This window comes from Microbulbifer maximicatervae (SeqCode), from assembly GCF_052467815.1.
The window spans coordinates 2,826,029-2,838,536 of record NZ_CP174326.1; the positions used below are offsets into that span (position 1 = coordinate 2,826,029).

Sequence of the window (12,508 nt, forward strand, 5' to 3'; positions counted from 1 at the left end):
GCGGGCTAACAACTAAGGCAACTTGCCAGTGATGGGCTTTTCTTTGGGGACTTACCGGTTTGTTAAACTAGTGCATGTCCTCGCAAGCTTGTATGGTTGCTCTCATCCGAACTTGATCTTAACGCCTCCACCGCGAGGGGATAGGTAGGGCCCCACCTTTGGAGCCAATTTTAGACCAAACAAAGGATCAATTGCAGCCTAATTCCCACACTAACCAACACACTTGGAGGTAGTAATGGGAGCTAGCAGTGGACAGGCGTACCCTACACAGACAAGCCGGGGATTCCATAGGAATTTATATCGGCTCGCTGCATCTGGATGAGCGGCACCAGAGTTGGTGTACTCAAGTGATAAAAACGCTAGCCGCTAACTGTTGTGCTACACCTCAATTACTCCACAATCTAATCCCTAGCGAGTTCAATCGTGGTGTGGAGAGGGCTCTTCAGTAGGCGCTGTAGTGGTGATATTAATTTCTTGGCATCAAGCACGGAGGTGAAAGTACGGATTACCTTTCCCTGTTTTGTATGTTGGCTATGAAGGCACGATTAACGGGTTCGATACACGTATATTTCGATTGGACTTCACTTTCTGAGATACCCTAAGAACATTTAGAATTTACAGTTTCACCCTTTGAGTGAAGTAAATTTTTAGGGGGTGTCGCATCAAAAAGTCCAATCCCTAAAGGGTATAAAAATAACGCCATTACTATTCCTAATAGGATGGTTACCTAAAATCCTCAGCAACATATTAAAAAACCTAAGCAATTTTGCCTGTAAGCAGAAAGGCGCTTGTGGTAAGTGACAGCATTGATAATCTTTTCTTCTGAGTTCCTTGGTGTGAGCTTAATAAAAGCACCAGGCTAAATGATTTGTTTTGTAAATAACTCAGATTATTCAAAGCGTAAAGTTAAAAAATATAGGCACAAAAATAATCTTATTGGATTTTATTAAGTTTGTTTTAGTGTCAAAGCTGCGTAAAATCAATAGATGATTATTGGTATTTTGGTCGGCGTCGATCCGCCTCTTAAAACGCCAGCTACCAAAGAAATTTAACCGAGTCAATATTTTTCTAAAATCAGCCTGTCAAAGGGGAGCGGTATTGTGACGTAAAAGCAAGTAAAAGGCGCTGACCCGAGGTGCTCGAACACCAGGGGCCAGCTAACCAAATTGATAAGCAGACTATCAAAATGGCTATATGGATCATACGCTAGAAACCCGCTCGTCTTCAATAAATTGGAGAGTATTGAGCAGTTTGGAGAGGTTCTCCAAGCTCTGGGAGCGTAGTGCCCGCCTTTTCTTCTTCTATGCCTACCGTTCTCGTGCACCACCTCATATTTCCTCAAAAAGTTACTTACAAAGCCTTCCATTAAGGGTGGCCTACAAATGGTTTGAGTCTTAGAGGAAACAAATATGTTGATCTTAAAGCGCCGGACGGGTCAAAACTTAAGGATTGGAGCAAATGTCTCAATTACCGTACTGGAAGTTAAAGGTAATCAAGTGAAGATAGGCATACTTGCTCCCAAATCCCTACCTGTTCACCGTGAAGAAATATATATACGTGTACAAAAGGAACGGGCACTCCGAAGAGGAGATCGTTGATAGCCCCGCTGTGGCTACAGATTTCCCAAAGCATCCATGTCAAAACCATGGTGAGGTAGTGGTTTTGATATAGGGTGCCTTTGCTAGCGCCCCCTAATTGCTGGATGTAATCACTGGGTTAGTGTTGAACTCACCTACCAATATGCAATAGGTGTCCAATTCATGGGTACTCAAGATTGTTCCAATTTAAATGAAGAGCTGCTCAACACTATCGTTAGGTAGAGATTCAACGTATAGGGAATCGCCCGCTACGGACCCGCGCGATGGGTGGTGTGGGGGCCGGTAGCTAGAAACTACCGGTTACCTGATTTAAAAGCATCATTGAGCGAAAGAAACAATTCGCAAAAAAATCTTTTCCATAGGAGCGTAATTTACGTTGACTCCATCAATATTGGCTTGAATCCATTCCGCCTTGCTCACATCATTCCAATCAAGCTCAAAACCTGCATGCAATGCCAGATGCTCAAAAAATAACCTCTGGACCCGACCATTACCTTCTCTAAATGGATGGATCATATTAAACTCACAGTAGAATTCAGCTAGTTTTGCACAGAACTGTTCTCTTGAAAGCCCTCTCAACCAATTTTGATTTTCTAGTTGGTTGAACAACTTTTGAGATTCTGCTCTTATCCTGCCACAATTACAGAAACGCGTACCGCCTTTAGATATATCGACATTTCGAAGCTCACCAGCCCAATCGTATAGATCGATAAATAATAGGCGGTGAAGAAGCTTCATATAATCCAGATTGTAGGGAGGTGGTCGAAATCTAACTCTCTTGACAGTTAACGCTGATATTTCTCTTTCAGCTTGTTCAAGCTTATCCATTTTCTGAATATTGAGCTTATTCTTGAGTACAGAAGTCCCTTGATAGCAATAGTGATCGTTAGTTGCATCGTATTTATCCATAAATATTCTTCTTACTCCCTATATTTTGACAATATTGACTCTATGGTTATTGATTCGTCAGGCTCTTCTAATTCTATGCCTTCTAATCTTGAACTACTTTTAAAGTTTCTTATCTTAGTTTCCTCAAAGCGAGCGTAGGGGTCAAATTCACCTTGATAAAAGGCATCAATTAACTTCGAGATCTTTTTCTTGAAATCGTCCTTGCTTTTAGCTTTAATCTTTAAGTCAAGCAGTTCATTAACAGATGCTTTTGCATTTTCGAAATTACTAAATTCACAAATTTCCGTCAGTTTTTCTTTATTATTTGAAACCAAAGACTTGAGGGACCTAATTCTTTTATCTAATGCTACCCACCCATTAACTTTTAAATTAATATCTATCTTTGATTGTAGAGAATCTCTTATTTCTTTATAAGAACCTAAAGCCTTTAGTTCGTCCAGGTCTTTCGCTTCAAGTATGGAGCTGATATTTTTCATTAGTTCTCTACCGTCATTAATTCTTTTTCCTACATGTCAATCATACAGTTTTTTTGCTCTTTAGAATATCACATACCTTTTAAATACGAACGAAGCTTTTAACGCCCTACTCTATTGCCGCTGGAATGGAGTCGCTTCGGATAGTGTACCGAATCGCACAAAGCGAGCGGAGTGTAGGCTGTCGGATGCAGCAACTTGGTACGCCCAGCATGGGCGTGGACTAATGGGGTGAACGTCCCCCGTAGGAGGATCACCATTTAATGGGTTCCATTAAATGCTAACTACTAGCGAATGGCAACTGCAACACTTGAGGTTTTGTGGGGAGAAAGCCGCTAGCAAGATACGAGCTGAAGAGCAGGAGCATCCTATAAGGTTTAGCCAGGGGGCGGGGCTGCCAAAGACACTGAAATTATGAGATCTCATTGGAAGAGTAAATGATACAGTTGTGTAGTGGAATTTCCCGTTCTTATCTGGGGAGGTCTGTTTAACTTGCTACTGTGAAGCTGTCAGCGTGGCGGCTGATTCATAGATAGGGCCAACCCGCTAGCCGCCATCGCGGAGATAAAAGTGGTGCACATAATAGCGCCTCGGTCAGTAATGACCAAGCTAATTGAGCAGAAGTTGGACGATGGTATAGTAGCGATTAATGCTTTGGACCGAGTGAATGCCTGAACCCAAACTCTGCGAGTTAAAAGACAGGGCTGGCCTGCCGATATGTTTCCAGTCGGATAAGTTGAGGTAGCGTACTGCCATGACACTCAACTCAGGTGATGAGCTGCTCGACAGTATCGTTGGGTCGAGGTTTATTATGGATAGGGAGTCGCCTTTTGCGGACCCGCACGATGGGTGGTGTGGGGGCCGGTAGCTAAAAACTACCGGCTACCCGATTTAACTGCGTGCCACAAAATATTTAAATATTATTTGTATCGTTTACGGTTTCTTCAAGCATCTCTGAAAATTCTTTGGGCTTGGCCCGATAAATCACATGATCACCATTAAATGTACGAATTGTCCATTTCCGCTCTACTGCCCGATGCCAAGAGGGATCTTTAGCTCTATCGGCTTTCGACACCCCCTCAGGAATAAAAGCTACATAAGTGACATTGAGTTTTTTGGCCAGAGGATTCTTATACGATACAGGTTCCGTAAGTGTTTTTAATGGCTGCGTAACATCTCGTGGAAATTCGGAATTAACATCAATCCATGAGAAGTGAACTTGACCATTTACCACTTTATGTTCCTCTGGTATTGGCTGCCCCTCCATCATTGACATGCCATCCTCAGGTACTTTCGCGTCTAAAAATGTAACATGATGAATTCGTTCTGGAATACGATCGATAACTCCGGTGATTACCATGCCACCATAGCTATGACCTACAAGTACCACATTTTTCAACTTTTCAAAAATAATCAGGTTAACGATATCGTTGATATGTGTGGTTAAGTTAATATCAGGAGAGGAAAGATGGTGCCTTTCACCTAACCCCGTCAGTGTTGGCCTGTAGACGGTATGACCTTTAGCGCTAAGGTGTTTACCAACCTCTTTCCAGTCCCATCCACCGCCTGTAGCACCATGTACCAAAACAAAGGTGTGATAATCTTTTTTTGTATCAACTTCTTCAGCAACAGTTTCAAATGTCGTAAATATTAAGAATATTACTAATGAGAATATAGTTTTCAATGAAATTCCTCTTTTTGTATTCTTGATTTTCCACCTACAAGTAAAATTGCTAATAAAGCAGTTAATGCCTCAAACTGCAGCGCGAAGCGTCCGACACCTTAACCTGGTACGCCCGCCCAGCATGGGCGTGAACTAATGGGGTGAAAGCCCCTTATAGGAAGATCACCATTTAATGGGCTTCATTAAATGCTAACTACTAGCGAATGGCAACTGCAACACCGTGACTTTTGTGGGAAGGAAGCCGCTAGTAAGACTACGGACTGAAGAATATAAGTATCCTATAAGGCTTAGCCTGGAGGGGAGGTGGTCAAGGACACCGAAGCATTGTGATCTAATGTGTAGAGTAAATGATGCAGTTGTTTGGTGAAGTTCACGTTCTTATCTAGAGAGATCTGTTAAGCCTGCTGCTGTGAAGCTGTCAGTGTGGCCGCTAGTTCAAAAGTAGACCCAACCCGCTAGCCACCTTCGAGGGTATAGACAAAAAGCAGTGAAACACAGCAGCTCCTCAATCAGCATTGACCACGATGATTAAATAGAAGTTAGCTGACGGCATAGTAGCTAAGTGCCAAGATTAATACCTTGGACAGAGTTAAGGCCTGAACCTAAACTCTACGAGTTGAAAGAGTGGGCTAGCCTTCCAGTCGGATAAAGTTGAGGTAGGATACCGCCATTATGCTTAGCTCAAATGAAGAGCTGCTCGACACTATCGTTGGGTAGAGATTCATTACGGATAGGGAACCACTCATTGCGGACCCGCATGATGGGTGGTGTGGGAACCGGTAGCAAAAAGCTACCGGTTATCCGATTTAAGATTGGTCCGTAGCTCTTTCCCATTCATCTGCATAGCCACTTGAGCGTAGATATGAACGTAGGGAGTTCATTATGTATTCGTTCCAAGCCTCAAGATCTTTATGGCCACAAACTAATCTTTCTTCCTCTATATCCTCTACAGATAAGTCAACCATAGACCAGAAGAATTTTGCTAAATGAAACGCCTCGTCTCTATCAGAAACCATACCTTTAGAAATTATAAGGCTTGTTTTTTGATCGTCGAGGACGTTTGCGTAGTGAAGAATAATATCTTTTTCTTCTTCGAACCTATATTTGATCATAGAGCGTCTTGTGCCTCCCTAATAACCGACATTCTGTCAGCAAGCCAAATGAGCTTTTGATGTAATTGGGCTGTGGTCATTTTTCGAGTGACCGTCAAGAAATAATGCTGTTTATCCCTCTCGTCAGCGATAAATTCAAGTCCTTCTGGTAAATCACATTTTTCTATTACCCAAAATACATCGACTGGGCTACCTTTGGCATGTTTCTTTTTTAGTTTGTACTGATCCTTTAAGTGCTGCCAATGAGCCGAAAACGATAGCCCCATTTGAGAATGCGGTATATCCCATTGCTTACACTGTGAAAAAAGGTAATCTTTCTCTCGAATATTGTTGTATGTTTTACCTTGTTTATCATCCATATACAGAGTCGGATGCTCACCTCTTTGTGTTGGTCGTGCAAAAAAAGCATCATAACTTTTAATGTACTCTCGAATATCTTGAATTATCCGAAACTGTTCCATATTCACATTCCATGTCTAAAATCTTAACGTTGCCAGCACACGCAGTGTGCGATCGTGCCTGTGTTTGGTACGCTCAGCATAGGTGTGGACTAATCGGGTAATAGCCTCCCTGTATGAGGGTCACCATTATATGGGTTTCATTAAATGCTAACTACTAGCGAATGGCAACTGCAACACCATGAGGTCTTGTGGGGAGGGAGCCGCTAGCAAAACTACGAGCTGACGAACAGAAACATCATATAAGGCTTAGCCTGGAGGGGAGGCGGCCAAGGACACCGAAGCTGCGTGATCTAACGGGTAGGGTAAGTAATGCAGTTGTTTAGTGAAAGTTTACGTTCTTATCTGGGGAGATCTGTTTAACTTGCTGCCGTGAAGCTGTCAGCGTGGCCGCTGATTCATAAATAGGACCAGCTAGCCGCTATTGCGGATTGGCACGATGGGTAGCGTGGGAGCTGGTAGCTAAAACTACCGGCTACCCGATTTATGCGCCTGTCCCTGCCTTGTCACAGCGACATCTATGTAGTGACCAAATAGTGCTTATTTACGATTAGCCCACGGAGAGTTATTTTCAAAAGTTGAGATATACAGATCCTCGACTTTATCTCGTGCCCACTGGGTTTTGCGTAAAAACTTGAGCGAAGACTTAATTGATGGGTCGCTCTTAAAGCAATTGATATTGATCCTGTCTGCCAAACCATCCCAGCCATAATGTTCCTGCAAACGTGTAACAACTTTCTCAAGAGTAATACCGTGTAGCGGATTATTTGGTTGATCTTTACTCATTTTTCAATTAATACTCTATGTTTAATGACGTATAATGCCGTGAATATGGTCTGATGAAGTTGGCACGTAATCGCAAATGAAATTAGTTGACAGGCTTGCCGGTCCTTTCCCTAAACTTGCTATGTGTTTAAAGCCCTTTAATAATTATAATTGATATACTAATAAATGTGGATATAAGTAATATAGTGATACATTGTTTGAATCTTTGATTACTTCGTTTTGTTAACTTTTGAGTAAAGGTGGTATCTGTTTCGATAGCATTTTTTAATAGAATATTTGAGCTAGATTGCAATAGTTCACCTATCTTTTCAGCTTCCTCTGGGCTCATTTCAGTCTTCGATGATATTTCAGATATCCTCTGGTGAATCGATGAGAGCTCATTGTATTCAGCCTTGTTGATTTTACCTGACTGAAATAACTCTTCCTGCTTTTCTCTCAGTGTAGTTACATCCACAATTCTTCCTTACACATAACGCCTTGCACCGGCACCGCTTTGTGCTAGCGTAGCGTACAGCACAAAGCGAACGGAGTATAGGTGGTGGGATGCAGCAACTTGTTAAAAGCTTACTGGGACCAGTAACCCAATATATGGTATTTGCCAGACTCTTCAGGTTTTAAACGAATGCCGAGAGCTCTAAAGCCAGGGCAGATAATAAGAGCATGATTGCTAGCGCTACCAGCACCTATTGGTTGTTTGGCATCACCTTCGAGAATGTTGAGGGTGCATAACGAGCTAATGCTTCGCCGCTTGTTGAATTCTGACTGTGTGCTGTTTCCGACGTGAACGAAGCTATCTGTATTCCCTGATTCTAATAGAGATCTGACCGCTATTGAAACTGCCTGATATGATAAGGCACTAGAAGATAGGGCAGTCAAAATTAATGCTGCGATTATTTTCATAACTTTTAACGCCTTATACACAGGCGAGTGGAACGACGTGTAGCGAGTCCATCCCGCATCCTTTGTGGGCGATTGTGCCACAATTTGTAAGTACTACTTAACAGCATTGATCTGAACTACCGTGACATTAGCAATGCGACCACCGCGCCACCAAGTCCCTTTTGTACCAATCTTAAGCCTTTTATGGTGATACTCACGGCGCTCTTCACTTAATATCCACATACTGGCAAAGCCTTCATTAGGAATATTACCTGGAGTAGTATCTCTTATGACTCTGCTATTTTCATCAAGAATCTCTGGCCAGATCATGTGTATACCTTCAACTTGCGGATCATCCCCGTCATAAAGAAAATCCACTCTCATTCCTTGTCCCGGCTTGGCATTTTTATTCTCTTCAGATAAGTCTATCTTGTACTTGACTACAAAATCCGGATTTCTTCCAGATCTTTCTTCATAAGGTATATGTACTTTCATATACGGTGCTAACACGAAGTTGTGGGGCGCCGTAGGCGTCCCTGGCAGTTTGCTGCCGAACGCCGACGTCTTGTTATGCCCACTGGTTTTATTGCATGAATGTGATTCGCACAGCGTTCACTGTTAAGGCTAATAATGGAATGTTTGATAGAGCAAATATTAAAAACCTGATTTCAATTTTGTTAAAAGTTACTTGCACAATACTATGAATTACTCGAATACCGACATATGTCCATGCCAGAATAAAATTTATGCCATCTCCTGCGCCAAGGACTGCAAGTGATATTGCCAAAGCATAGAAAATAGTTGGTTGCTCCATGAGATGATTATAATTATCAGCTTTCCAACGAACATGGGGAGGCAGGGTTGACATTTGCTCTCCGCGAGGAGCATTCGGATCAAGCTTTAATTTAGCTTTCTTCACTGCAGGCAATCGTGTTGCGTACATCCACAACCACATAACCATTGACCAAGCTATCAAGGCAATTACAGGCTGAATTATTTGGGCACTTTCAATCATTCGTTGATTCCTTTTTATTATTTATTGATGTTAGAGAACTGAACAGAGCATAATGACCACAACAGGAGCAGCTGGAGTGTTAGTCGTCCCGCGTAAGGCTAGAGGCCTGGAACAAACTGATCGGCCTTGTTAGGCTTTGTTTTCATGGCTGTTTTTTCGGTGGAACTCTTGTCGATACAACTTGGATTTCATTCTCGAAATATACTCTCAGATCGGTATCATTCAAAAATATAAAAGATTCGGGTTTAATACCAGGCTCAATAGCAAGGGATTCTTCACGCGAGAGAATTAGAGACTTTTAGGGTCCACCCATATCTCCTTATAAGTTCCTTCACAGGTTTTAAGATACCACACATTTCTCCTTGGATCTCCTTTTTTAAAGGGATTGTCTTGAGGGAAATTCCCTGTTTCCTTAGAATATTTGATCCATTTTTTCTCTAAATCTAGTTCTAGAATGCAATCTCTCGTAGCAACATTTGCCTCTACAAGAATATACATCCAATAGGCCCAGCCAGCATTGATCGACTAATGTCCTTGGTATGTGTTTTACTCATTAATTACACAAAACCCATTACCAAAAGGATCTGAGCAATATGCAATTGTACCCCAGTCACCTCTTTCTCCGCCTTCATGCTTTCCGCCTAGTTTAACAATTCGCTTAACTATTTCATCTACGTTTTCAGTTAGAAAGTCAATATGAACGGGAGTCCAATGGCGAGAATAATTTCGCTCAACTGTCTCGGTGGGGACTGCTACTGATCTAGCCTCTTTCTCTTGTAGATAAATATCACAGTTCTCTACTGAAATTACTGACATTCCACCTTGATCCCTTAGTTTTTTACAGTCAAGAGCTTCAATATAAAATTTCTCAGCTTGTTTAATATTAGAAACATCAATACTTACAGAGAGTTTTATCAAAATATATCCTCTTTTATTGATTTATGATAAATGACGGCCACAACAGTGGCGACCAATGCTAAATACGTTTTGTAAAAAAATGGGAGCGCAGCAACCTGCACATAACTGCTTGTGCTTGCTAGACTGATGCACTCTAAACGGATCAGAAGAAGTTACGTCTCTACTTTAAATAAAACTGGAATTCTATGCAGCCCTTCACTTGGATTTGGCAGCCATGTAGATAGGTAATAATTTGAATGCTTTGCCAAGCATTTTGCATAAGCGCGTAATTCTTTAGGATTAATATCCTCTGGTTTAGCATCAATCAATCTTCCATTCTTCGCAATAGTGAGAACCATTACAAAGCTGCCTTCAATATTTCGCTCTCCTAAATACTCCACATGAGGCGTGCAAAAACCGATCGAAGTAGCTGTAGCAGTGGAGATCTCTGTTAAGAGGATAGCCAGAAACATTACTTTAAATATATTGTGAATCATCAAATAAGTCCAACGCTTTGCTAATGAGCAGCCGAAGTAACGCGCAGGCTATCCTGTGGAGGCCGCGCTTTTCGCGGTCGGAACGAAATTGAGAAACTTGTTATCATCTTTTACCACGTAACTTTGCCCTTAACGCTCGTACACCTACAGGCTTTAAAGCATAGTACTTTGCAAACAGTAACTCGCTCAGAAACGGGACTAAGATAAGTACTATACCGAACACAACCCAACTCTTACTGGCCAAACCCAATATAATAGCCAGCATTGGAATAATGGCGCCTATAAATGCGAGTACCCATTTTGACAACGAAGTGTACTCGTACTGAAAGAAGCACTTTTCACAGTGCATGCGGTTTGAAAAAGACAGCATTCTGACTTTTACCGCTTGCTTTCCACATTGTGGGCACTTTCTTATCATGGCTTACAACGCCAAGCTTTGTGACTGCTGTGAAGCGGATGCGTATCAGTGGCTCCAGCCACGGTAGTGCCGAACAAGAGTGCTTTGCTATGCATTTTCCGGTCAATCAGAAAAAAATCCCCATTCAATATCTGCTGCATTTAGGCAAAAACTCCAATTATCTCTCGGCAGTCTTTTGGAAGCAAAGCCAATAATAGGCAATGGATATTCAAGCAAGTCTTCTCCATTAGTTAAATCTTGCTCATATCGTTCTTGAATATTAGCAATTTTAAAGGATTTTCATTCTTTATGATTATATGCAGGAGAAATAGTGATAATCGAGGTTTTGCCGTTTTTTTATCACGATACAAGATTATGAGCTACATTACCTCCTAATGCAAATTCTTCGATTTTTGATAGCACTAACGCGTTGCTCAGTTGCGGCCTGAATGGAGCTTGTATTGTGCTAATGTTTTCTAGCACAATACAAACGGAGTGTAGGATGTCAATTGTAGCAATTCGTTTTGGCATTTTTGATGGACGGGGGGATTAGAGTTCTAACTTAGCTAAATGCATGTTTGTGCGAATTTTCTTAACATCTGTTCCCAAGTGGTTTCCAGGATTTTAAGGAATATAAATTCCCTTTGTGTTTGTGAAGAATATCAGATTGGCGGAATGTAGATGGCATTATGGCGCCATTGCAGATTTAATATACGCCTCAAGATACTTATCTCCGGCCGTATATCCCTATTTAACAAAAATTCAACTATTAAGTAAAAATATCTTTGAATTACTAGGTTAGAGAAAAAAACTGCAATCTATCTGTTTTGTGGAGGTGGTCTTGAGGCGCTTATTCCTGGTGGTTGTGGATCATTTCTTTTTTAAAACTCTTTGAAATTCAATAAATATTTTGTAGAGCGTTAGCGTCCAAGGATAAATGCCTTAAGGCATTTACCTTGTGGGAGGGGTAATACTTAAGTGTCAATCTTGGCTGAAAAATTCAAATCTAAGTGCTATAAGCTGTAATTAAATGGCTGCAGATTTTCTTTGCGTTTTCATGACTATCGACATTGAATTTAGAATAGTGTTTACTAGATTCTCCATAGGCGATTTCAGATAAATTTTAAAGTGAAGGGCCAGGCTCTCTCAGTTACCGCCTATGGTTTAAATGTTTTTTTGTAGTATTTTTAATTAATAGGTTTATTTAAACGTCAATTGCTTTTAATCTCCTGTCAGTATCTATAAGTAAAAACTGATCGGGAAAGCTGTAGTGTTTGGCGCTTAAATTACCTTTTATCTTAAAAAATTTTCCGCAGTATTAAGAAGGCTTTTTGTTAAAAAATGGGCAGGCCTGTGCCTGTATATATCACAAATATTAATGGGAACTAACATGGCTACAAACACTTACATCTATAAATCCTACGCAGATGGTGAGTCAGACAGCGATACTTTGTGGGGGCAGGTACAAAATAGCCTTAATAGCTTAAGCCAGAATGGTCGCGATTCGGTAAAAATCGCAAGTTCAAACGAACATGGCGGCAATTGCCGGAGTGTCATTATTTACACAGACGACGCGGCACCCGCTGGCTCAGTTGATACATTGTCACAGACTTGGAATTACGAAACCTTCAACGATTCAGACGGATATAGCACAATGTATCAAAATGCCGTCAATTTTCTGAATGAAACCCTTAATTCCGTACAGGCATACTACTCACGACTGTCTATGATCGACGCCAAGAGTCACTCAGCACACCTCGTTGTTTGGTACCGGGAAGGTGCATAAACAGTATTATTATATTT

At 41.3% G+C, this 12,508-nt stretch carries 15 protein-coding genes; 3 read left to right on the top strand and 12 right to left on the bottom strand.

From position 1 onward, the window contains the following. The first annotated feature begins 1,409 nt into the window (after positions 1-1,409). Positions 1,410-1,598, top strand: a complete 189-nt coding sequence (gene csrA, locus ACJJIW_RS12275; protein WP_444912421.1) for a carbon storage regulator CsrA — start codon at positions 1,410-1,412, stop codon at positions 1,596-1,598. A gap of 318 nt (positions 1,599-1,916) precedes the next feature. On the opposite strand, the gene ACJJIW_RS12280 is transcribed toward csrA, so the two are convergent. From ACJJIW_RS12280 to ACJJIW_RS12335, 12 genes are all read right to left on the bottom strand, one after another. After that, positions 1,917-2,507: a putative adenosine monophosphate-protein transferase Fic gene (locus ACJJIW_RS12280; protein ID WP_444935312.1), complete on the bottom strand. Its 591-nt coding sequence runs from the start codon at positions 2,505-2,507 to the stop codon at positions 1,917-1,919. Between the two features lie 11 nt (positions 2,508-2,518). Then, complete coding sequence (locus tag ACJJIW_RS12285) at positions 2,519-2,983, bottom strand: YhfG family protein (RefSeq protein WP_444935313.1); 465 nt, start codon at positions 2,981-2,983, stop codon at positions 2,519-2,521. Between the two features lie 910 nt (positions 2,984-3,893). After that, positions 3,894-4,664, bottom strand: a complete 771-nt coding sequence (locus tag ACJJIW_RS12290) for an alpha/beta hydrolase (RefSeq protein WP_444935314.1) — start codon at positions 4,662-4,664, stop codon at positions 3,894-3,896. A gap of 806 nt (positions 4,665-5,470) precedes the next feature. Then, positions 5,471-5,776: a hypothetical protein gene (locus tag ACJJIW_RS12295; RefSeq protein WP_282931756.1), complete on the bottom strand. Its 306-nt coding sequence runs from the start codon at positions 5,774-5,776 to the stop codon at positions 5,471-5,473. Further along, positions 5,773-6,237, bottom strand: a complete 465-nt coding sequence (locus ACJJIW_RS12300; RefSeq protein WP_444935315.1) for a hypothetical protein — start codon at positions 6,235-6,237, stop codon at positions 5,773-5,775. Before ACJJIW_RS12300 ends, ACJJIW_RS12295 begins: the two co-directional genes overlap by 4 nt. Before the next feature lie 537 nt (positions 6,238-6,774). Next, entirely contained in the window at positions 6,775-7,020 is a 246-nt protein-coding gene (locus ACJJIW_RS12305; RefSeq protein WP_282931758.1) for a VF530 family protein, read from the bottom strand. A 127-nt stretch (positions 7,021-7,147) separates the two neighbouring features. Then, a complete protein-coding gene (locus ACJJIW_RS12310) occupies positions 7,148-7,474 on the bottom strand; it encodes a hypothetical protein (protein WP_282931759.1) in 327 nt (108 codons plus the stop codon). Between the two features lie 110 nt (positions 7,475-7,584). After that, positions 7,585-7,920, bottom strand: coding sequence for a hypothetical protein (locus tag ACJJIW_RS12315; RefSeq protein WP_282931760.1), 336 nt, complete (start codon positions 7,918-7,920; stop codon positions 7,585-7,587). 93 nt (positions 7,921-8,013) lie between these two features. Further along, positions 8,014-8,394, bottom strand: coding sequence for a hypothetical protein (locus ACJJIW_RS12320; RefSeq protein WP_444894596.1), 381 nt, complete (start codon positions 8,392-8,394; stop codon positions 8,014-8,016). Positions 8,395-8,482: 88 nt separating this feature from the next. Further along, positions 8,483-8,914, bottom strand: a complete 432-nt coding sequence (locus ACJJIW_RS12325; RefSeq protein ID WP_444935316.1) for an MAPEG family protein — start codon at positions 8,912-8,914, stop codon at positions 8,483-8,485. Between the two features lie 546 nt (positions 8,915-9,460). After that, positions 9,461-9,832, bottom strand: a complete 372-nt coding sequence (locus ACJJIW_RS12330; RefSeq protein ID WP_444935317.1) for a VOC family protein — start codon at positions 9,830-9,832, stop codon at positions 9,461-9,463. Positions 9,833-9,984: 152 nt separating this feature from the next. Then, on the bottom strand, positions 9,985-10,308 hold the full coding sequence (locus ACJJIW_RS12335) for a hypothetical protein (protein WP_444935318.1): 324 nt from the start codon (positions 10,306-10,308) through the stop codon (positions 9,985-9,987). Positions 10,309-10,755: 447 nt separating this feature from the next. On the opposite strand from ACJJIW_RS12335, the gene ACJJIW_RS12340 reads away from it, so the two are divergent. Next, on the top strand, positions 10,756-10,920 hold the full coding sequence (locus ACJJIW_RS12340) for a hypothetical protein (RefSeq protein WP_444935319.1): 165 nt from the start codon (positions 10,756-10,758) through the stop codon (positions 10,918-10,920). Between the two features lie 1,175 nt (positions 10,921-12,095). Next, complete coding sequence (locus ACJJIW_RS12345) at positions 12,096-12,491, top strand: hypothetical protein (protein ID WP_282931766.1); 396 nt, start codon at positions 12,096-12,098, stop codon at positions 12,489-12,491. The last annotated feature ends 17 nt before the right edge of the window (positions 12,492-12,508 follow it).

Excerpts from the sequence above, each read along its gene's own strand:
- csrA (WP_444912421.1), top strand. The coding sequence starts at position 1,410 with ATGTTGATCTTAAAGCGCCGGACGGGTCAAAACTTAAGGATTGGAGCA.
- ACJJIW_RS12280 (WP_444935312.1), bottom strand. The coding sequence starts at position 2,507 with ATGGATAAATACGATGCAACTAACGATCACTATTGCTATCAAGGGACT.
- ACJJIW_RS12285 (WP_444935313.1), bottom strand. The coding sequence starts at position 2,983 with ATGAAAAATATCAGCTCCATACTTGAAGCGAAAGACCTGGACGAACTA.
- ACJJIW_RS12295 (WP_282931756.1), bottom strand. The coding sequence starts at position 5,776 with ATGATCAAATATAGGTTCGAAGAAGAAAAAGATATTATTCTTCACTAC.
- ACJJIW_RS12300 (WP_444935315.1), bottom strand. The coding sequence starts at position 6,237 with ATGGAACAGTTTCGGATAATTCAAGATATTCGAGAGTACATTAAAAGT.
- ACJJIW_RS12305 (WP_282931758.1), bottom strand. The coding sequence starts at position 7,020 with ATGAGTAAAGATCAACCAAATAATCCGCTACACGGTATTACTCTTGAG.
- ACJJIW_RS12315 (WP_282931760.1), bottom strand. The coding sequence starts at position 7,920 with ATGAAAATAATCGCAGCATTAATTTTGACTGCCCTATCTTCTAGTGCC.
- ACJJIW_RS12320 (WP_444894596.1), bottom strand. The coding sequence starts at position 8,394 with ATGAAAGTACATATACCTTATGAAGAAAGATCTGGAAGAAATCCGGAT.
- ACJJIW_RS12325 (WP_444935316.1), bottom strand. The coding sequence starts at position 8,914 with ATGATTGAAAGTGCCCAAATAATTCAGCCTGTAATTGCCTTGATAGCT.
- ACJJIW_RS12335 (WP_444935318.1), bottom strand. The coding sequence starts at position 10,308 with ATGATTCACAATATATTTAAAGTAATGTTTCTGGCTATCCTCTTAACA.
- ACJJIW_RS12345 (WP_282931766.1), top strand. The coding sequence starts at position 12,096 with ATGGCTACAAACACTTACATCTATAAATCCTACGCAGATGGTGAGTCA.